The organism is Kineosporiaceae bacterium SCSIO 59966 (assembly GCA_020881835.1).
Lineage (GTDB): Bacteria > Actinomycetota > Actinomycetes > Actinomycetales > SCSIO-59966 > SCSIO-59966.
In genome coordinates this window covers 2,634,565-2,653,420 of record CP052876.1, presented here as the reverse complement: position 1 = coordinate 2,653,420, position 18,856 = coordinate 2,634,565, and the positions used below count along the sequence as shown (strand labels likewise).

19 protein-coding genes are annotated in these 18,856 nt (G+C 71.6%); 15 read left to right on the top strand and 4 right to left on the bottom strand.

The window, feature by feature from the left end; all coding sequences use genetic code 11:
- Positions 1-2: 2 nt before the first annotated feature.
- From HJG43_12400 to HJG43_12380, 5 genes are all read left to right on the top strand, one after another.
- Entirely contained in the window at positions 3-674 is a 672-nt protein-coding gene (locus tag HJG43_12400) for a response regulator transcription factor (GenBank protein UER55209.1), read from the top strand.
- A gap of 175 nt (positions 675-849) precedes the next feature.
- Positions 850-1,512 carry a hypothetical protein gene (locus HJG43_12395; protein UER55208.1) on the top strand — a complete coding sequence of 221 codons (663 nt, stop codon included), beginning with the start codon at positions 850-852 and terminating at the stop codon, positions 1,510-1,512.
- Between the two features lie 95 nt (positions 1,513-1,607).
- Positions 1,608-2,156, top strand: a complete 549-nt coding sequence (locus HJG43_12390; GenBank protein UER55207.1) for a signal peptidase I — start codon at positions 1,608-1,610, stop codon at positions 2,154-2,156.
- A complete protein-coding gene (locus HJG43_12385; GenBank protein UER55206.1) occupies positions 2,153-3,055 on the top strand; it encodes a hypothetical protein in 903 nt (300 codons plus the stop codon). Before HJG43_12390 ends, HJG43_12385 begins: the two co-directional genes overlap by 4 nt.
- 188 nt (positions 3,056-3,243) lie before the next feature.
- Complete coding sequence (locus HJG43_12380) at positions 3,244-4,530, top strand: hypothetical protein (GenBank protein UER55947.1); 1,287 nt, start codon at positions 3,244-3,246, stop codon at positions 4,528-4,530.
- A 6-nt stretch (positions 4,531-4,536) separates the two neighbouring features.
- On the opposite strand, the gene HJG43_12375 is transcribed toward HJG43_12380, so the two are convergent.
- Positions 4,537-4,818, bottom strand: a complete 282-nt coding sequence (locus tag HJG43_12375) for a MoaD/ThiS family protein (protein ID UER55946.1) — start codon at positions 4,816-4,818, stop codon at positions 4,537-4,539.
- A complete protein-coding gene (gene moaA, locus HJG43_12370; GenBank protein UER55945.1) occupies positions 4,815-5,849 on the bottom strand; it encodes a GTP 3',8-cyclase MoaA in 1,035 nt (344 codons plus the stop codon). The genes HJG43_12375 and moaA overlap by 4 nt, the downstream gene beginning before the upstream one ends.
- 112 nt (positions 5,850-5,961) lie before the next feature.
- Here moaA and HJG43_12365 point away from each other — a divergent pair, with 112 nt between their 5' ends.
- From HJG43_12365 to HJG43_12320, 10 genes are all read left to right on the top strand, one after another.
- Positions 5,962-6,873 carry a MoxR family ATPase gene (locus HJG43_12365; protein ID UER55205.1) on the top strand — a complete coding sequence of 304 codons (912 nt, stop codon included), beginning with the start codon at positions 5,962-5,964 and terminating at the stop codon, positions 6,871-6,873.
- 2 nt (positions 6,874-6,875) lie between these two features.
- Complete coding sequence (locus tag HJG43_12360; protein ID UER55204.1) at positions 6,876-7,988, top strand: VWA domain-containing protein; 1,113 nt, start codon at positions 6,876-6,878, stop codon at positions 7,986-7,988.
- Entirely contained in the window at positions 7,981-9,111 is a 1,131-nt protein-coding gene (locus HJG43_12355; GenBank protein ID UER55203.1) for an XshC-Cox1 family protein, read from the top strand. Before HJG43_12360 ends, HJG43_12355 begins: the two co-directional genes overlap by 8 nt.
- 131 nt (positions 9,112-9,242) lie before the next feature.
- Positions 9,243-9,740 (top strand): (2Fe-2S)-binding protein, encoded by a 498-nt coding sequence (locus HJG43_12350; protein UER55202.1) that lies wholly within the window; start codon positions 9,243-9,245, stop codon positions 9,738-9,740.
- Positions 9,741-9,868: 128 nt separating this feature from the next.
- Positions 9,869-12,241, top strand: coding sequence for a xanthine dehydrogenase family protein (locus HJG43_12345; protein UER55944.1), 2,373 nt, complete (start codon positions 9,869-9,871; stop codon positions 12,239-12,241).
- Entirely contained in the window at positions 12,238-13,101 is an 864-nt protein-coding gene (locus tag HJG43_12340) for a xanthine dehydrogenase family protein subunit M (protein ID UER55201.1), read from the top strand. The genes HJG43_12345 and HJG43_12340 overlap by 4 nt, the downstream gene beginning before the upstream one ends.
- Before the next feature lie 4 nt (positions 13,102-13,105).
- The gene (locus tag HJG43_12335) at positions 13,106-13,909 is read left to right on the top strand and encodes an SRPBCC family protein (GenBank protein ID UER55200.1); all 804 of its coding nucleotides are present in this window, start codon (positions 13,106-13,108) and stop codon (positions 13,907-13,909) included.
- Positions 13,910-14,461: 552 nt separating this feature from the next.
- A complete protein-coding gene (locus tag HJG43_12330) occupies positions 14,462-14,803 on the top strand; it encodes a transposase (protein ID UER55199.1) in 342 nt (113 codons plus the stop codon).
- Positions 14,804-14,880: 77 nt separating this feature from the next.
- Positions 14,881-16,170 (top strand): MFS transporter, encoded by a 1,290-nt coding sequence (locus HJG43_12325; GenBank protein UER55198.1) that lies wholly within the window; start codon positions 14,881-14,883, stop codon positions 16,168-16,170.
- The gene (locus HJG43_12320; protein UER55197.1) at positions 16,163-16,993 is read left to right on the top strand and encodes a metalloregulator ArsR/SmtB family transcription factor; all 831 of its coding nucleotides are present in this window, start codon (positions 16,163-16,165) and stop codon (positions 16,991-16,993) included. The genes HJG43_12325 and HJG43_12320 overlap by 8 nt, the downstream gene beginning before the upstream one ends.
- Positions 16,994-17,068: 75 nt before the next feature.
- Here HJG43_12320 and HJG43_12315 read toward each other — a convergent pair whose 3' ends face one another.
- Together HJG43_12315 and HJG43_12310 are read right to left on the bottom strand one after the other, a co-directional pair.
- Complete coding sequence (locus HJG43_12315; protein ID UER55196.1) at positions 17,069-17,752, bottom strand: hypothetical protein; 684 nt, start codon at positions 17,750-17,752, stop codon at positions 17,069-17,071.
- A 122-nt stretch (positions 17,753-17,874) separates the two neighbouring features.
- Complete coding sequence (locus HJG43_12310) at positions 17,875-18,669, bottom strand: hypothetical protein (protein UER55195.1); 795 nt, start codon at positions 18,667-18,669, stop codon at positions 17,875-17,877.
- Between the last annotated feature and the right edge of the window lie 187 nt (positions 18,670-18,856).

Genomic DNA, 18,856 nt, shown 5'->3' with positions numbered 1-18,856 from the left:
TGGTGACCAGGTCCCCGGTCCCGCGGGTCGCCCTCGTGGACGACCACCGCTTGATGGCGCAGGCGCTCGGGCTCGCCTTGCAGGAGGCCGGCTACGAGGCGGTGCTCATCCACCCTGAGGCGGACGTCGCCGCTCAGGTGCAGGCCTGGCGGCCGGACGTGCTCCTGCTCGACCTGGACCTCGGCCAGTTCTCTGGCCTGGACGTGCTGCCCGAAGTCAGGACGGTCTGCCCCGTCGTCGTGGTCACTGCGGAGACCGATGCCGCGTGCTGGGGCGCTTGCATCGTCGCCGGAGCCGCCGGCGTCGTCCCGAAGAGCGACCCCGTCGATGCCGTGGTCGCCGCCGTCGGCGCCGTGCTGGACGGGCGACCGGCGGTCGCCGAGAACGACAAGCTCGCCTGGTTGCGAGCCCATGAGCACCGCACTCGGGAGCAGGAGCGGAACCTCGCGCCGTTCCGCCGGCTGACCCAGCGGGAGGAGCAGATCCTCGCCGCCGTCCTCGACGGGCAGCCCGCCGCGGAGATCGCCCGCACCGCCGTCGTGTCGGAGGCGACCGTGCGGACCCAGATCCGCTCGGTGCTGACCAAGCTGGGAGTGGGGTCCCAGCTGCAGGCAGCGGCGTTGGCTCACCGCGTCGGCTGGGCTGCTCGACGCTCGGGACGCCGGACCGTCTGAGCATCGTCTCTGCCCTGTGCCGCAACAGGTTTGCTGCCCTGCCAGATACCAGATTCTGACGATGACCGGGTCGCCTCCGACGACGAGTGTTGTCTCCGACAGGCCGGGGGAAGAGGCGAGGAGCCCGCCCCCACCACCAACGTCGCGACGAGCGACACCGTGCTGGGAGGCACAGATGAACAAGACCAAGAAGAGCGCCCTCGGCGCCGCCGGCGTCGGCGTCGTCGCACTCGCCATGCTCGGCGGCGGCACGTTCGCTGCGTGGAGCGACTTCGACACGATCGACGAGAACCGAACCGAGGCGGGACACTTGGTCCTCGATCTCAAGGGTACTGACCCGATCAGCAATGTTGGATGGTTGCAGCCGGCTATCGCGCCTGGAGAGTACCGGACGGTTGACTACTTTATCGCAAGTGCAGACCTGGAAGGCGTGCCGAAGGCGAGCCTGACCTTCAACCTGCAGAACCTCGTCGACGAGGAGAACGGCTGCTCGAGCAGATCTGAGAAGGCGGTTGACTCGAATTGCGGTGATACGACGGACCCCGGTGAGTTTGTCGACCAGGCCTACGTCAACGTGAGTTACAGTAAGCCGACTCGGGACAACATCTTTATCGGAGGATCCTGCCGGGGCGAGAACCTCACCGAATCGGTGCCGGTCTCCTCCCTCAATGACCTAACGACCCCCGTCGAGCTAGGCGACTTGAGGGGTGGACAGGGTGTCTGCGTCCGTTTCGAGATCGGCCTGCCATTCATCGAGGGCGACCAGAACGCAAGCCAGGGCGACTCCGCCTCCTTCGACATTCGGTGGGACCTCACACAGAAGACACCCGAAGACTGAGCACGAGCACGCGGCGGTTGGGTCCGCTTGCTCCGGACCCAACCGCCCCATGACTGGATCGGACACCAATGGGACGCAACCTGCCTCGGCACATCGTGTCGGGTTTCGTCGGTCTTGCAGGTCTGGCCGTTCTCCTCGTCCTTGTCGTCATCCCGAGGCTCACCGGCGCTGTACCGTTGACCGTACTCAGCGGATCGATGAGCCCGACGATCCCCACAGGCTCGGTGGTCCTCGTCAAGCCGGTCGACCCGCAGGCGGTGGAGGCCGGTGACGTCATCACCTTCCAGACCGCGCCCGGTGTCGCGGAGTTCGTCACCCACCGAGTGGTCCGCGTCCAGCACGACACGGACCCGTTGAGCTTCGTCACCAAGGGGGACGCCAACCGGGGCGAGGACATCGACCCGGTGCCCGCCGGCGCGGTCCGCGGGGAGGTGTGGTTCCACGTCCCGTACCTCGGGACGCTGTCCGAATTCGTCAAGGGTCCGCGGGCAGTCGGGCTGCTCGCCGCCGGCGCCGGGCTCGTGCTTCTCGCGGCAGCGGTCCGCCGACTCCGGGCCGCCCGACAGTCCGCATCATCGGAGTCCAGCAACGACGAGGACGCGGAACAACCAGCCGTGCCCGTCGACGTCAGGAGCGCGCAGTGAGAGGTGCCCGTACCACCGCCGGCCTCGGGCTGGCGGTGCTCGTCGTCCTGGGCGCGCCGGTGGTCGCCGCCGCCGACACCCCGTCGGTCGACGGGGTCAGCGTCCGCACCGACGACGGGCAGGTCACCACCGCCGTCCGCATCTCCGACCTCTACCCGACGGCGACCCGGCAGGCCGTCATCCTGCTCGACGGCCCGGAGCCCGAACGCGTCCGCCGCATGAGCCTCGGTGTCGAGGACCTCCTCGATCATGAGAACGGCTGCAACCGACCCGAGACGAACACCGGGGACGACAGCTGCGGCGACCGCGAAGGCGAGCTGTCGCAGTACCTCGTGCTCGGTGTGACACCCGGTCGGGAGAGCGGGCCGGACCGGGCCTGCCTGCCGCTCGAGGGCGCGACCACGACGACGACCCTGCCCGACCTCGCCGACGAACCGGTCGTCGCCGGCCTGCCGGACGACGGCGGCGTCCTGTGCGTCGTGCTCGACGTCACCCACACCGAGCGCGCCGGTGACAACGTCACCCAAACCGACTCGACGGAGTTCGACCTGCTTCTCAGCGTCGACGAGACACCCGCCGTCGGCGTCCTGCCTGAGGTCATCGACCCCGAGCCGACCACCCCGGAGAACCCCACCGACAGTGGTGACGGGACCACGGACGGCGGCGGGACCACGGGTGGCGACGGGACCACCGACGGCGACGGCACCGCCGTGCTGGGCACCCGGTACGGGCCACCGGTGACCCCCGGTCAGGTCAGCGACGGAATCGTCCTGGGCCTGCCCCGCACCGGCCTCGACGCGGCGTCGGCCCTCGGAGTCGGTCTCGTCCTGCTCGGCGTCGGCGGAGCCGTCCTCGCCGGCAGCCGACGACTCCGCGGCACCTCAGGGGGAAACCGATGAGAAACCCGACGACAACCCGCCGCACCGCCGGCGCGCTCGGCGTCATCGCGCTCGCCGCCGCCGGGGCGACGGGGACGACGTGGGCCGCGTTCTCGGACTTCGCCGTCGTCCCGGACAACGCGGTCGGGGCCGCAACCGTCGTCGTCGGGGCCGGCGACCCCGGGTACGACTTGACCGTCGACGACCTCATGCCGGGGGTGCCCGCGAGCGTGAGCCTCACGGTGGAGTACGCCGGCACTATCCCCGCAGATATCGCCCTCGACATCGACCCGTCTCAGTCCGCGTGGTGCAAGAGGGATGGAACGCCGGTCGATGGCGGCGAGCTGCAGGTCAGCACCGACGGCGAGACGTGGGTGTCCTACTGCGACCTTGACGAGACGCCAGACATCGAGCTTGCCGCCGGCCTGGCTCCCGGTGGCGAAACGACCGTGACGCTGCACCTGCGTCTCACCGACGACACCGATCACCGGTACAGCCAGCTCACGTCCACCGACCTGCTCACCGTCACCGCGGTGCAGTCCGACGGTGGGAGGGCCTTCACCGACTACGCCACCGGCACCCTCACGGTCGGCGCCGCTGCCATCGCCGCGCCTAAGCCGCCGAGTGAGTGCACTGCCGCCGGCCTGGACGAGTTCCCTGCCAATCGGATCATCGTCCTCACCGACGGCGCCGACAGGTACGAGGCAACGGGCACGCCGGGCGAGAGGGCCCTCGGGTACCTCATCCTGGGGCTCGGCGGAAACGACACGATCATCGGCTCCAACGGACGGGACTGCATCGTCGGCGGCCCCGGCGACGACGTGCTCGCCGGTGGCAACCAGGGCGACGTCGTCCTCGGCGGCGACGGTAACGACGATCTCGACGGCGGCAACCAGGACGACGTCCTCGTGGGCGGCGCCGGCGACGACGTCGTCGACGGCGGAGAGAACGGCAAGGACCATCTCTACGGCGGGTCGGGGAACGACGTCCTCGTCGGTGGCAACGGCCAGGATGTCCTCGACGGCGGCCCCGGGGACGACACTCTGGACGGTGGCAACGGCAAGGATCACCTCGACGGTGGGGACGGCATGGATGACTGCCTACGGGACACCAGCCCTGCGGACGTCATCGACAACTGCGAGGAGCGGCAGAGCGAGGAGCTGACCAGCCTCCGCCTGAGCGAGCCGGAGGCGGCGGTCGCACCCCAGCCGGAGGAACCGGCGACCGGGGAAGGGACCGGAGCCGCCGAGCAACCGACGGGCAAGACCGCTGCGGAAGAGCCGGCGGGTGAGGTTCCGTCCGAGGAGCCAGCCGGCGACGAGGTGAACCTGCCCACCGAGAAGTTGCCCGAGGAGCCCGTCGGCAAGGAGTCCCTGGGCGAGGCACCGCCGGAAGCGTCGGGACCTCCGGAACCGTCGGCTGCCGAGAATCCGGTCAGTGAGAACCCGGCGAGCGCGGAGTCGACCAGCGAGGACCCGCTGCCCGAGGGGCCCTGACCGGCCCTAACCGCCCGCGAACGGGGGCAGCACGTCGACCGCGGCGCCGTCCGGCACGACGGCGTCGCGGTCGCGCGCGCTCACCTCGTCGACGAGCACGCTCGCCACCTCGAGCACCGGCGCCAGCCGCGGGTGCCGGCCGGCCAGGTGCTCGCACAGCGCCGACACCGTGGTGCCCGAGGGCACCTCCACCTTCTCCTCCGGGACGCCGGCCGCGGCCGCCGCGCCGGCGAAGTAGCGCACCGAGACGATCACGAGAGCAGGCTCCTTCGAAGCGGCACCGGTCAGCCGCCGATGGCGGACATCGGGCGGGTGGGGTGCAGGAACGACGGGTCGTCGATCCCGTGCCCGGGACGCTTGCCCCACATCGCCGCCCGCCACGCGTCGGCGATCTCGTCGTCGGAGGCGCCGTCGCGCAGCAGCGTCCGCAGGTCGGTCTCGGACGTCGCGAACAGGCAGTTCCGGACCTGCCCGTCGGCGGTCAGCCGGGTTCGGTCGCAGTCCCCGCAGAACGGCCGGGTCACCGACGCGATGATCCCGACCGTGCCGATGTGCGTCCCGTCGGTGACGTGCCAGGTCTCCGCCGGGGCAGAGCCGCGGGTCGCCGGGTCGTCGTGGTGCAGGTCGAACTCGGCCTCCAGGTGGGCGAGGATCTCGTCGGCCGTCACCATCGAGTCGCGGTCCCAGGCGCCCTGCGGGTCGAGCGGCATCTGCTCGATGAAGCGCAGCTGGTAGCCCTCCCGCAGCGCCCAGCGCAGCAGGTCCGGTGCCTCGTCGTCGTTGATGCCGCGCAGCAGCACGGTGTTGATCTTCACCGGTGCCAGGCCCGCCCGCGCCGCGGCCCGGGCCCCGTCGAGCACGTCGTCGAGCCGGTCCCGGTGGGTGATGGTGCGGAACCGGTCGGCGCGCAGGGTGTCGAGGGAGACGTTGAGCCGGGTCAGCCCCGCGGCGGCGAGCCGGTCGGCTCGGCGGGCCAGGCCCAGCCCGTTCGTCGTCAGAGACGTCTCCGGTGCGCGCCCCTGAGCGGTCCGCAGCGCGGACGTGGCCGCGATGATGTCCTCCAGGCCGCGGCGCAGCAGCGGCTCACCACCGGTGAACCGCACCTCGTCGACGCCGAACCGCTGCACCGCCAGAGTGACGAGTCGCACCACCTCGTCGTCGGTGAGGACCCGCTCGTCGGCCATCCACTGCAGTCCCTCCTCGGGCATGCAGTACGCGCAGCGCAGGTTGCACCGGTCGGTCAGCGACACCCGCAGGTCGGTCGCCGCGCGGCCGAACTGGTCGACGAGCCGCGGGTCGGCAGGCCGGTCGGCCGGCAGGCCGGGCGCAGTGCCACCACGCAGCCGCGGCATGCCGAGTGGGACCGTCACCCCGCCAGGGTAAGTCCGCGGCCCCCAGTTGTCAGGCACCGCCCTCCCCGACGGCGTCCGGATGAGGGATGCTGCGGGGGTGAGCCACAGCACCGACCAGCTGCAGACCCCGGCCGCGCTCGCCGACGCGCTGCGTGAGACCGGCTACCTCGCCGACGAGGGACTGGCCACCGTCGCCTGGCTCGCCCTGCGACTGCACCGGCCGATCCTGCTCGAAGGAGAGCCCGGCACCGGCAAGACGGCGCTCGCCGAGGCGCTGGCGCAGACCCTGGGCGCCACGCTGATCCGGTTGCAGTGCTACGAGGGCATCGACGCCACCCAGGCGCTCTACGACTGGGACTTCCCCCGGCAGGTCCTGCACCTGCGCGCCCTGGAGGCGACCAGCGGCCCCGACGGGATGGACATCGGCGCCGTGGAGCAGGACCTGTTCGCCGAGCGGTTCCTGCTGGAGCGGCCCGTCCTGCAGGCGCTGCGCACCGCCCCCTCCGTGCTTCTCGTCGACGAGATCGACCGGGCGGACGACGAGTTCGAGGCGTTCCTGCTTGAGGTGCTCTCGACGAACGCGGTCACCATCCCCGAGGTGGGCACGATCCACGCGAAGACCCCGCCGCTCGTCGTCCTGACCTCCAACCGCACCCGGGAGGTGCACGACGCCCTCAAGCGGCGCTGCCTCTACCACTGGGTCGAGCACCCCGGCCTGGAGCGCGAGGTGGAGATCCTGCGGACCCGGATGCCGGAGCTGCCGGAGCGGCTCGCCGACCAGGTGGCGCGCGCCGTCCACCGGCTGCGCGGCGAGGACCTGCTCAAGCCGCCGGGTGTCGCCGAGTCCCTCGACTGGGCCGCCGCCCTGCACGCCCTGGGGCGCAGCGACCTGGACCCGGACGTCGCGGCCACGACGCTCGGTGCAGTGCTGAAGTACCGCGAGGACGCCGACCGGGTGCGCAACCAGCTCGACCGGCTCATGGCCGGGTAGCCGTGCCCGTGGACGTCGAGACGACCCTGGTCGGCTTCGCCCGGGCGCTGCGGGCCGCCGACCTGGCCGTCACCGCCGACCGGACGGCCGCGTTCGTGGCCGCGGTCGCGGAGGTGGGCGCCGACACGCGCGACGGCGTGTACTGGGCCGGTCGGGCCACGTTGTGCTCCGAGCCCGAGGACGTCGCCGTCTACGACAAGGTCTTCGACGCCTGGTTCTCCGGCCGCCTGGAACGAGGCGGACGGCGCGGCGCGCCGCCGGTCCGGGTGGTGCCTGCGGCGCCGCTCACCGGCGAGGGGGAGGGGAGCGGCGACGGCCGCAGCGACGTCGTCCGGGCCGTGGCCAGCGACTCGGAGGTGCTGCGGCACCGTGATGTCGCCGAGCTGTCCGCCGCCGAGCGGGCCCAGATGGCGCGCCTGTTCGCTGCCCTCCCGGTGACCCTGCCCGACCGGCGCGCGGCCCGGCGTCGCCCCACCGGTCACGGTGAGATGGACGCCCGGCGCACCCTGCGCGAGCAGATGCGCCGCGGCGGCGAGGTCGGGCCGGTGCGGTGGCGCCGGCGGACCACCCGCCCGCGGCGGGTGGTGCTGCTCGTCGACGTGTCCGGGTCGATGTCCCCGTACGCCGACGCCCTGCTGCGCCTCGCCCACCGGGTGCTGCGCTCCGGGATGGCTGGCGGCGGCCGGGTCGAGGTGTTCACCGTCGGCACCAGGCTGACCCGTCTCACCCCGGCGCTGCGCGCCCACCGCGACCCGGAGGCGGCGCTCGCCGCGGCCGGCCGGCTCGTCCCGGACTGGTCCGGCGGCACCCGGCTCGGCGAGGTGCTGCAGGCGTTCGCGGACCGGTGGGGCCAACGCGGCCTGGCCCGGGGCGCCGTCCTCGTGGTCTTCTCCGACGGCTGGGAACGTGGCGACGCCACCCAGCTCGGTGAGCAGGTGCAGCGGCTGCAGCGGCTGTCCCGCCGGCTGGTGTGGGTCAACCCGCACCGGGGCAAGGCCGGCTACCTGCCGGTGCAGCAGGGGATCACCGCGGTGCTTCCCCACGTTGACGACTTCGTGGCCGGTCACTCGATGGCCGCGTTCGAGCACGTCCTGGAGGTGGTCCGCCGTGCGTGACGTCCTGCCGCAGCTCCTCGGCTGGTGGCGTGAGGGCCGTCCGGTCGCGATGGGAACGGTCGTCGCGACCTGGAAGTCCGCGCCCCGGCAGGCGGGGGCGGCGATGCTCGTCGGACCGGACGGCGAGGCGGTCGGCTCGGTCTCCGGCGGGTGCGTCGAGGGAGCCGTCTACGAGCTGGGCGAGCAGGTGCTCGGCGGCGGCCGGCCGGTCCTGCAGCGCTACGGCGTCAGTGACGACGACGCCTTCGCCGTCGGCCTGACCTGCGGCGGGATCCTCGACGTGTTCGTCGAGCAGGTCGACCCGGCGACGTTCCCCGACCTCGACGAGGTCGCGGACGACGTCGAGGCGGGCCGACCGGTCGCGGTCGCCACCCTCGTGGAGCACCCCGACCCCGACCGGGTCGGGGCCCGGATCGTCGTCCGGCCGCAGGACGCCGACACCCCGACCCGGGGCAGCCTCGGCTCCCCCCGGTTCGACGCCGCCGTCACCGACGACGCCCGCGGCCTGCTGGCCGCCGGGCGCACCGAGACGCTCGGCTACGGCCCGGACGGCGAACGCCGCGGGGAGGGCGCCCGGGTCTTCGTCTCGTCGTACGCGCCCCGGCCGCGGATGATCGTCTTCGGCGCCATCGACTTCGCCGCCGCCCTGGCCCGGATCGGGACCTTCCTCGGCTACCGGGTCACGGTGTGCGACGCCCGGCCGGTGTTCGCCACCCGGTCACGGTTCCCCGACGCCGACGAGGTCGTCGTGTCCTGGCCCCACCGCTACCTCGCCGCCGAGGCCGAGGCCGGCCGCATCGACCGGCGCACCGTCCTCGCCGTCCTCACCCACGACCCCAAGTTCGACGTCCCCGTCCTGCAGGTCGCCCTGCGACTGCCCGAGGTCGGCTACATCGGGGCGATGGGGTCCCGGCGCACCCACGAGGACCGGCTCGCCCGGCTGCGCGACGCCGGCCTCACCGACGACGAGCTGACTCGCCTGTCCTCCCCGATCGGGCTCGACCTCGGAGCCCGCACCCCCGAGGAGACCGCCGTCTCCATCGCCGCCGAGATCATCTCCACCGAGTGGGGTGGCACCGGCGACCGGCTCACCGAGACGGCCGGCGCCATCCACCGGCACTGACCCACTGGCCGGGGCCGGTGCCCACAGTCCGGACCGAACATCCGGATCCAGTTGGCCCGACCCCTTGCGCGCAGGCCACCGGACCGCGTTTGATCGCCGTAACCCGGACGACACACAGTGGAGGCGGATCGGTGACGACACGACGGATCAACGTGACAGTGGACGGGGTCTCGTACACCGACGACGTGGAGCCCCGCACGCTGCTCGTGCACTACCTGCGCGAGACGCTCGGCAAGGTGGGGACGGTGGTCGGCTGCGACACGTCCAACTGCGGGGCCTGCACGGTCCACCTCGACGGGCGCAGCGTGAAGTCCTGCAACGTGCTCGCCGTCCAGGCCGACGGCTGCGAGGTGACGACCATCGAGGGGCTGGCCCCGGACGGCGACCTGCACCCCGTCCAGCGGGCCTTCCACGAGAACCACGCCCTGCAGTGCGGGTTCTGCACGCCCGGGATGATCATGGCGGCGACCGCGCTGCTCCAGGAGAACCCGTCACCGACCGAGACCGAGGTCCGTGAGGGCCTCGAGGGCAACCTGTGCCGCTGCACCGGCTACCAGAACATCGTCGCCGCCGTGCTCGCCGCCGCCAACGGGTCGGCCGACGACCGGACGAAGGAGGGGGCGCTGTGACGACCCTGGAGGACCGCCCCGCCACCGACGGCTCGGGGGCCGAGCTCGGCCGCGCCCGGCGGCGCAAGGAGGACCGCCGGCTCATCACCGGCCGGACCCGCTGGACCGACAACATCGTGCTGCCCGGGATGCTGCACGCGGCGTTCGTGCGCAGCCCGTTCGCCCACGCCCGGATCACCAGCATCGACGTGTCGGCCGCGCGGGCGGCCGAGGGCGTCGTCGCCGTGCTCACCGGGCAGGACCTGGACGACGAGCAGGGCAGCCTGCCGTGCGCGTGGCCGATCACCCCGGACATGAAGTCGCCCCGTCACCCCGCCCTCGCCGTGGACCGGGTGGCGTTCGCGGGGGAGGCCGTCGCGGTCGTCGTCGCCCGCAGCGCGGCCGCCGCCCGGGACGCCCTCGAGCTCGTCGACGTCGAGTACGAGGAGCTGCCCGTCGTCCTCGACATCGAGGCAGCCGTGCAGGACGGCGCCGACCTGGCCCACCCGGACCTCGGCACGAACGCGTCGGCGACGTGGGTGTTCGACTCCGCCGCGGCCGGCACCGGCGACGACGTCGACGCGGCCATCGAGACCGCCCGGCGCGAGGGCGTCGTCATCGAGCGACGGTTCCGCCAGCAGCGGCTGGTCCCGGCGTTCATGGAGCCCCGCTCGGTCGTCGTCGACCCGACCGGCGAGCAGATCACGATGTGGTCGGCGACCCAGGTGCCTCACATCCTGCGGGTCATGCTCGCGCTGACCACCGGGACGCCGGAGAGCAAGCTGCGGGTCATCGCCCCCGACGTCGGCGGCGGGTTCGGCGGCAAGCTGCAGGTGACCCCCGAGGAGGTCGCGACCCTGCTCGTCGCCAAGCGGCTCGGCAAGCCGGTGAAGTACACCGAGACCCGCACCGAGTCCATCCTCACCGCTCACCACGGCCGCGACCAGGTGCAGCGGCTCACGCTGGCGGCGACCAAGGACGGGCGGGTCACCGGCCTCAAGGTCGACCTGCTCGCCGACATGGGCGCCTACCTCGGTCTGGTCACCCCGGGCGTGCCGATCCTCGGCGCGTTCATGTTCAACGCCATCTACAAGTTCCCCGCCTACCGGTTCACCTGCACGAACGTGTTCACCAACAAGGCGTGGACCGACGCCTACCGCGGCGCCGGCCGACCCGAGGCCACGTTCGCGATCGAGCGGCTCATGGACGAGCTCGCCGCCGAGCTCGGCGAGGACCCCCTCGTCGTCCGGGAGCGGAACTGGATCCGGCACGAGGAGTTCCCGTTCACGACGGTCGCCGGGCTCGAGTACGACTCCGGCAACTACGAGGCCGCCACCGCCCGGGCCAAGGAGCTGTTCGGCTACGACGAGCTGCGCCGCGAGCAGGCCGAGCGGCGCGAGCGCCGCGACCCGGTCCAGCTCGGTATCGGTGTCTCGACGTTCACCGAGATGTGCGGGCTGGCCCCGTCCCGGGTGCTCGGCGCCCTGTCCTACAGCGCCGGCGGCTGGGAGTCGGCGAGCATTCGGATGCTGCCCACCGGCAAGGTCGAGGTCCTCACCGGCTCGAGCGCGCACGGCCAGGGCCACGAGACGGCGTGGAGCCAGATCGTCGCCGACCAGCTCGGCGTCCCGTTCGAGGACGTCGAGGTGCTGCACGGCGACACCCAGATCGCCCACAAGGGCATGGACACCTACGGCTCGCGGTCCCTCGTCGTCGGCGGGATCGCCGTGGTCAAGGCGGCTGAGAAGGTCGTCCAGAAGGCGAAAATCGTCGCGGCCCACATGCTCGAGGCCGACCCCGACGACCTGGAGTTCTCCGGCGGCCGGTTCACCGTCCGCGGCACCGACAAGGGCACGAGCATGGCCGACGTCGCCTTCGCCGTGTTCGCCGCCCACGACCTGCCGGACGGCGTCGAGCCGAGCCTGGACTCCGACGCCACCTACGACCCGGACAACTTCTCCTACCCGCACGGCACCCACCTGTGCGCGGCCGAGGTCGACACCGAGACGGGCCGGGTCACCATCCGCCGGTACGTCGCGGTGGACGACGTCGGCCGGGTGGTGAACCCGCTCATCGTCGAGGGGCAGGTGCACGGCGGCCTGGCCCAGGGCATCGCGCAGGCGCTGTACGAGGAGGCCGTCTACGACGAGCAGGGCACGCTGACGACCGCGACGTTCGTCGACTACCTCCTGCCGGGTGCCCCGGACCTGCCGCACTTCACCCTGGACCGCACCGAGACCCCGTCGACGACGAACCCGCTGGGCGTCAAGGGCGTCGGGGAGGCCGGGACGATCGCGTCGACCCCCGCGGTGGTCAACGCCGTCGTCGACGCCCTGCGCCCGTACGGGGTGCAGGACGTCGAGATGCCGATGACCCCGCAACGGGTGTGGCGGGCGGTGCACGGCGCCGGCGGCGGGGAGACCTCCCGCCAGGACGAGCACTGGGCGCAGCCGGTCCAGTCCTCGCAGTCCGTCAGCGGGGCCCAGGACGACACCCTCGACGCACAGGGAGGTGCCCGGTGATCCCGGCCCGGTTCGACTACCACGCCCCGGAGTCCGCCGAGGCTGCCGTGCAGCTGCTCGGTGACCTCTCGTCGTCCGGGGCCGACGTCAAGGTCCTCGGCGGCGGGCAGAGCCTGCTGCCGGTGATGCGGATGCGCCTGGCCGCCCCCGAGGTCGTCGTCGACCTGTCCCGGGCCGCCGACCTGTCCGGCGTCCGGGACGACGGGGACGCCATCGTCATCGGCGCGATGACCACGCACGCGGACGTCGTCCGCGACCCGTTGGTCCGCGAGCACGCGTTGCTCGTCGCACTGGCCACCGAGACCGTGGCCGACCCGCAGGTACGTCACCGCGGCACGTTCGGGGGCGCCCTCGTGCACGCCGACCCGGCCGGGGACCTGCCCGCCCCGGCGCTGGCCCTGGACGCCGAGATGGTCATCGCCGGTCCGGGCGGACGCCGCACCGTCCCGGCGCGGGAGTTCTTCCTCGACGTGTTCACCACGGCCGTCGGGGAGGACGAGCTGCTCGTCGAGGTGCGGGTCCCGAAGTACACCGGGTGGGGCGCGCACTACGAGAAGTTCTCCCGGGTGGCGCAGGCGTGGGCGATCGTCGGGGTCGCCGCCGCCGTCCGGGTCGAGGGCGGCACCATCGCCGAGGCGCGGATCGGCCTGACCAACATGGGGTCCACGCCGGTGCGGGCCACCGCGGCGGAGCAGGCGCTGATCGGCCGGCCCGTCACGGCCGAGGCGGTCAAGGAGGCCTCGTCGGCCGCCGCGGACGGCGCCCAGCCGCCCGAGGACGCCAACGGCGACGCCGAGTACCGCCGCCACCTCGCCGGGGTGCTCACCGCTCGCGCCGTCCTGGCCGCTGCGGGAGCCTGAGGGGATGGAGCTTCAGCACACGTTCACCGTCCCGCTGCCCGTCGAGGCTGCGTGGGAGGCGTTCAACGACCTGCCGCGGATCGCCCCGTGCCTGCCGGGCGCCGAGGTGACCAGCATGGACGGCGACGACTTCACCGGGCTGGCGAAGGTGCGGCTCGGGCCGATCTCGCTGCACTACACCGGGACCGGGCGGTTCCTCGAGCGGGACCGGGACGCCTACCGCGCGGTCATCGAGGCCAGCGGCAAGGACAGGCGTGGCAACGGGACGGCGTCGGCCACCATCACCGCCCGGCTCGAGCCCGAGGGCGAGGGCACCCGGTGCGTCGTGGACACCGACCTGCGGATCACCGGTCGGCCGGCCCAGTTCGGCCGGGGCGTGATCTCCGACGTCGGGGACAAGCTGCTCGGGCAGTTCGCGACCTGCCTGTCCGAGACGCTGGGCGCTCCGGCGCCGGCGGAGGCTGAGCAGCCAGCGGCCTCGCCGGAGCAGGCGGAGGCTCGGGAGCCGGTGCCGTCCGCCGACCAGGACGCCGCTCAGCGGGCCGTCGCCGCGCAGGAGCCTGCCGCCGCGCAGGAGTTTGCGGTCGGCGGTGCCGCTCCGGGGGAGCCTGCCGCGAAGCCCGCTCCCAGCACGCCGCCCCCGCGCCCGCTGGCGCCGCCGGCGACCCGGAGGACCAGCGCCGAGCTCGACCTGGGATCGGTCGTCGGCCCGGCGCTGGTGAGCCGGTACGGCACGACGGCGGTCGCCGTCGTCGTCACCGCGGTCGTCACCTGGTGGCTGGCCCGCCGCCGCCACCCCCGCCCCTAACCCCCCCCGTGATCATGCAATCCCGCCACCCTGCACCCCCCTAACCCCCCGTGATCATGCAATCCCGCCACCCTGCGGCCACCGTCTGGCCCGCAGAATGCTGGGTTGGTGGCGCGACACGCCGTGAGAGTCGTGCAGAATCCAGCATTCTGCGGCAGGAAGAGGTGGCGGGATTGCATGATCACGAATGTTGGGGGATGGTCGACTCTTACCAGTTCGCCATGTCAGTACGTGCAGGTGCGCCGGGGCAGGAGATAGTCGAGGTCGTGGTTGGCGACGTCGTCACCGGGTTCGGGGTAGATGCGGCTCAGCCTGACCATGAGCGCCTAGCTGCCGTCGCGAGCGGCGTGCAAGACGCCGTGATCGAGACACTACGAGTTGGCGTTCCCGAGTGCCCGATGCACCCCCGGGCGCATCCGCTGGACCCACGCGTCATTGACAACGACGCCTGGTGGGTGTGTCCAGCCACGAGTCAGCCGGTCCGGAGAATTGGCGAACTGAAGAGCCACGCACGCTGAGGCGCGCCTGATCCGTTGCTTGGAGGAGTCCGGGATGCCCGCACCGTACCCGCCGGAGTTCCGCCGGAGGGCTGTCGACCTGGCTCGTCAGCCGGGCGCTTCCGTCGCCCGGGTCGCCAAGGACCTCGGGATCAGCGAGTCTGGTCTGCGTCGCTGGTTGAACCAGGACGGCAGGGACACCGGGCCCAGGGAGGGGACGTCGACCAGCCCAGCAGGTCGTCCACCAGCGGAGAGTGCGGTCCGGACGAGGAGCGCCGACCTCGACCTGGGGACGGCCCTCGGCCCCGGGGTGGTGGAGCGGTACGGCACGACAGCGGTCGCCGTCCTCATCACTGCCCTGGTCACGTGGTGGCTGACCCGGCGAGGTTGCGACTGAGCCGTCGTGGTGGTCGTCGCGTCATTGCCGACACTCAATCATTCCAATGCTCAATGGAATGATGTAGCGTCGGACGGGTGTCCGAGACTCGTCCCGTCCTCGGCCTGCGCGCGAACGCCGCTCAGTTCACGCTGCTCGTGGCCGTCAACGCCCTCGTCGGCGGGATGGTCGGCCAGCAGCAGACGGTTCTGCCGCTGCTCGCCGAGCGTGAGCTGGGCGTCACCGGCTACACGTTCATCTTCAGCTACGTCGCCGCGTTCGGCGTGGCCAAGGCTGCCGCCAACTACGCGGCTGGCGAGCTGTCGGACCGCCACGGGCGCAAGCCCGTGCTCGTCGGTGGCTGGCTGCTCGCCGTCCCGGTGCCGCTGCTTCTCATCTGGGCACCGGACTGGGGCTGGGTGGTGGCAGCCAACGTCCTGCTCGGCCTGAGCCAGGGACTGACCTGGTCGACCACCGTCATCATGAAGATCGACCTCGTCGGCCCGCGGCGGCGGGGGCTGGCGATGGGCCTCAACGAGGCTGCCGGCTACGGCGCGGTCGCCGTGACCTCGGTCGCCGCCGGCTACCTGGCTGCGGAGTACGGCCTGCGGCCGGCGCCGTTCCTCCTCGGCCTCGCCTACACCGGCCTGGCCCTCGGCCTGTCCACGCTCGTCGTCCGGGAGACCCGCGGGCACGCCTCGCTGGAGGCGTCCCGTCACGTCCCGCGAGCCGACGGTCGCCACGACCACCTGCACGGAGGTCTCACCGGTCGCGAGGTTGTGCTGCAGACGAGCCTGCGCGAGCCGGCGCTGTCCTCGGCGAGCCAGGCCGGCCTGGTGAACAACCTCAACTTCGGTCTGTCCTGGGGGCTGTTCCCGCTGCTGTTCGCCGGGTCGGGGCTGCCGGTCGACCGGGTCGGCCTGCTCTTCGCGCTGTACCCGGCGGTGTGGGGGGTGGGTCAGCTGCTCACCGGCGCGCTGTCCGACCGGTGGGGCCGCAAGCACCTCGTCACCGCCGGGATGGCCACGCAGGCCGCTGCGCTCGCCGTTATCGCCTCGGCCGACGCGTTCACGCCCTGGGCCGTGGGCACCGTCGTCCTCGGGGCCGGGACGGCGATGGTCTACCCGACCTTGTTGGCCGTCGTCGGGGACGTGGCTCATCCCGTCTGGCGGGGCCGGGCCGTCGGCGTGTACCGGGTCTGGCGGGACCTGGGCTACGCCGTCGGTGCTGTCGCCGGTGGTGTCGTGGCGGATCTGTGGGACCTGCGTGCCGCGGTGTGGGCCGCCGCGGCGGTTAGCCTGCTGTCCGCCCTGGTCGTCGCGGTGCGGATGTACGAGACGCATGACCCGGTGGGTGCGCGCAGGGCCGTGGAGGTCACCGATGGCTGACCGTGCCGCCAAGGACGCGTTGTTCGCGGAGTTCGCGGCCGTCGGCAAGGCGCTCGGCAGCCCGAAGCGTCTGGAGCTGCTCGACCTGCTGGCGCAGGGGTCCCGGAGCGTCGACGACCTGGCTCGTGCCGCGGGGCTCGGGCTGAGCACCTGCTCGGCTCACCTGCAGGTTCTGCGCGAGTCGGGCCTAGTCGTCTCCCGGCGCGACGGCAAGCGGGTGCGCTACGCCCTGGCCGGGGACGACGTCGCCGCGCTGTGGCAGGCGCTGCGCGGCGTGGCGGCCGCGCACCGTCCGAGTGTGGACGCGGCCGGTGACGCCTACCTGGGAGCGGCGGACGACGCCGCCGTCGGCGTCGATGAGCTGCTCGCCGCCGTGCAGACTGGGGACGCCGTCCTCCTCGACGTCCGGCCCGAGGTCGAGTACGCCGCCGGTCACCTGCCAGGGGCACTGGGCATCCCGCTCGAGCAGCTCGCCGACCGGCTCGCCGAGCTGCCGGCGGACCGGGAGGTCCTCGTCTACTGCCGTGGCCGGTACTGCGCTTTGGCCCACGACGCCCTCCGGCTGCTCGCCGCCCGCGGCCGGCCCGCTCGCCGAAGCCGCGACGGCCTGCTGGAGTGGCGGGTCGCCGGCCGCCCGCTGGAGACCTCCGGGCCGGGGTGCTCGGGCAGGGCCGCCAGTGCCGTGTCTAGCACGGCGACGTGGTCGGCGGCGGTGTTCGACCCGGCGTTACCAGCAGCCCGGCCAGAGCCTCCCCGCCGGCGATCTCGGGGCGGTCGAGGAACGCCAGCGACGGGTGGAACCCGAACGTCTTCTTCCGCGTGACGGGCGCGTTCTCCTCCGAGGAGGCGATGGTGATGACAAGCGAAGGCGGGGAAACCCATCGATAGATTGGCAGCACTATTCCGTCTCGTCTCCCCAACCAGGCACGCCTGATTCGATGAGGGTCGCTCGAAGAAAATTGCCAGCGGACACTCTCATGTGCGCATCAGGAGTTGGGATCGCTGGCCTGACGGGCAGCCACTCCAAGACGATTTCTTGTTCGACTTGTTCGTGCCCGACGGGGATTAGTGGGGATACGCCCGGGGGGAAGGACGTGGTCATTCTTTCGACGAGTCCCCTCTCGTTGACCCGTATAGTCGCGTTGATCTGTTGTCCGGAGAGTCCGACGCGGCCAAATTCCAGCATGCTACGCTCGGTGACGCGTTCCGTGGAATCGAGTTGGTCCAGGTATTCTTGGAAGTCGATCGTGAGCGCATGCTCACCGGCCTGTATGAGGTCGTCCTGAACCTTGACGACGCTACCTCGAAGCCACAGGAGTGGGGCCAGAACGGACGCGGACAGCCCGCCGGCGCCGGTCTCGAATGCAAGCCATTCCTCGTCGGCGTCCTCGGTTGGGGCGAGCACGAAGATGGCGTCTCGATTGGTGATCGTTCGCGTCGCCGGTGGCTTCGCTTTGCTAGTCACGTGGTTGGGGCTGGGTTCGTCGGCCACGAGGTAGTAGTCCACCGTCGCAATTTTCTCGGCTTGGAAGTCGACGACGCCTCGACCGTATGCGATCAAGCCACGGTCTTGGCTGGTCATACGCCAGGTGAATCGGGCTCCAGCTTGCGCGAGCAACCTGTCCACAAGGTTTTCACTCATTAGATCTCTTTGTCTCATGTTGGCCGGACAGCACCGAATTCGCTGATATCGACGTTCGTTGATCAGAGTAGGTGAACGCATCCGCGGTGACAGGGCGCCACTCGGGATCCGCAACTAGCGGTGATGCAGGCTAGGATCGCAGCGGCGAAGATCAGTCGTGAGCAGGTCAGCACCACGGTGGGCGCGCAGAGCCCGGCGACGCAGGTAACCATGCATCCGGTGTACTCGGGTACCCCCGTGGGGGTCACGGTGTTTCCGTCGGAGGTGACGAGCACCTCAAAGTCCCAGTCCTGTGGCGCATCTCCAGCCCGGGTCACCTTCGTCGCTCCGGCCACCGTCTTGTTCGCACTGTCTTGCGCCAGAACGAGAGCAGCTGCCACATTGTCGGGGTCGTCCTTGGATGGGTAGAACAGCAGAGTCTCGCTCTTGCCGCCATCGAAATGACGCACGGTCCCCAGGGGCTCGAGGTCGAAGTCCACGGCGATGGCCTGCTCAAGTTCCGTGATCTGGGATGTGGCTCGTGCTTGCGCCACGAGTTTGTCATCGGCGGCCATCGCGCCCGAAGATTGCGCGGCAGCCGGTGCGGGCCGACCGAGGATCGCTGCGCCAGCTAGTGTCGCGACACCGGCCGCCGCTGACATCAGGAACGTGCGTCGACCTGGTGAGGATGCGTCCGCGGGCGTGCTCTGCTCGCCGACAAGTGAAGCGATCCGCATTGCTTGCCGGGGCCCGATTCCGATCGCGATCCGGGAGAGCAGCGTCGCACCCTGGACGATGCGAACCCGATCGTCTTCGATGAGGAGCAGCGTTGGACGCCATTTCCAATCGGGATCGGCCTTGTCCAGAATCTCCTGCATGGCGGGGTCGCGCAGGCTTCGCACGTCTAGCCAGCCGCGGGCGGCCGTCTTGATCTCGTCAGCGACTCTCGAACACAGTGAGCAACCACTGTCAAAGAGTAGGTATCGACGCATCTCCTTCTCCCGTAAACCGTTGTGCTAGTGGACATGCCAATCTCCCTGTAGACGGACACGGACTCCCTGCCCG

Bases quoted from the DNA above. Each gene is read 5' to 3' on its own strand.
- HJG43_12395 (UER55208.1), top strand. From the start codon at position 850: ATGAACAAGACCAAGAAGAGCGCCCTCGGCGCCGCCGGCGTCGGCGTC.
- HJG43_12380 (UER55947.1), top strand. From the start codon at position 3,244: ATGCCGGGGGTGCCCGCGAGCGTGAGCCTCACGGTGGAGTACGCCGGC.
- HJG43_12365 (UER55205.1), top strand. From the start codon at position 5,962: ATGAGGGATGCTGCGGGGGTGAGCCACAGCACCGACCAGCTGCAGACC.
- HJG43_12345 (UER55944.1), top strand. From the start codon at position 9,869: ATGCTGCACGCGGCGTTCGTGCGCAGCCCGTTCGCCCACGCCCGGATC.
- HJG43_12335 (UER55200.1), top strand. From the start codon at position 13,106: ATGGAGCTTCAGCACACGTTCACCGTCCCGCTGCCCGTCGAGGCTGCG.
- HJG43_12330 (UER55199.1), top strand. From the start codon at position 14,462: ATGCCCGCACCGTACCCGCCGGAGTTCCGCCGGAGGGCTGTCGACCTG.
- HJG43_12320 (UER55197.1), top strand. From the start codon at position 16,163: ATGGCTGACCGTGCCGCCAAGGACGCGTTGTTCGCGGAGTTCGCGGCC.
- HJG43_12315 (UER55196.1), bottom strand. From the start codon at position 17,752: ATGACCAGCCAAGACCGTGGCTTGATCGCATACGGTCGAGGCGTCGTC.
- HJG43_12310 (UER55195.1), bottom strand. From the start codon at position 18,669: ATGCAGGAGATTCTGGACAAGGCCGATCCCGATTGGAAATGGCGTCCA.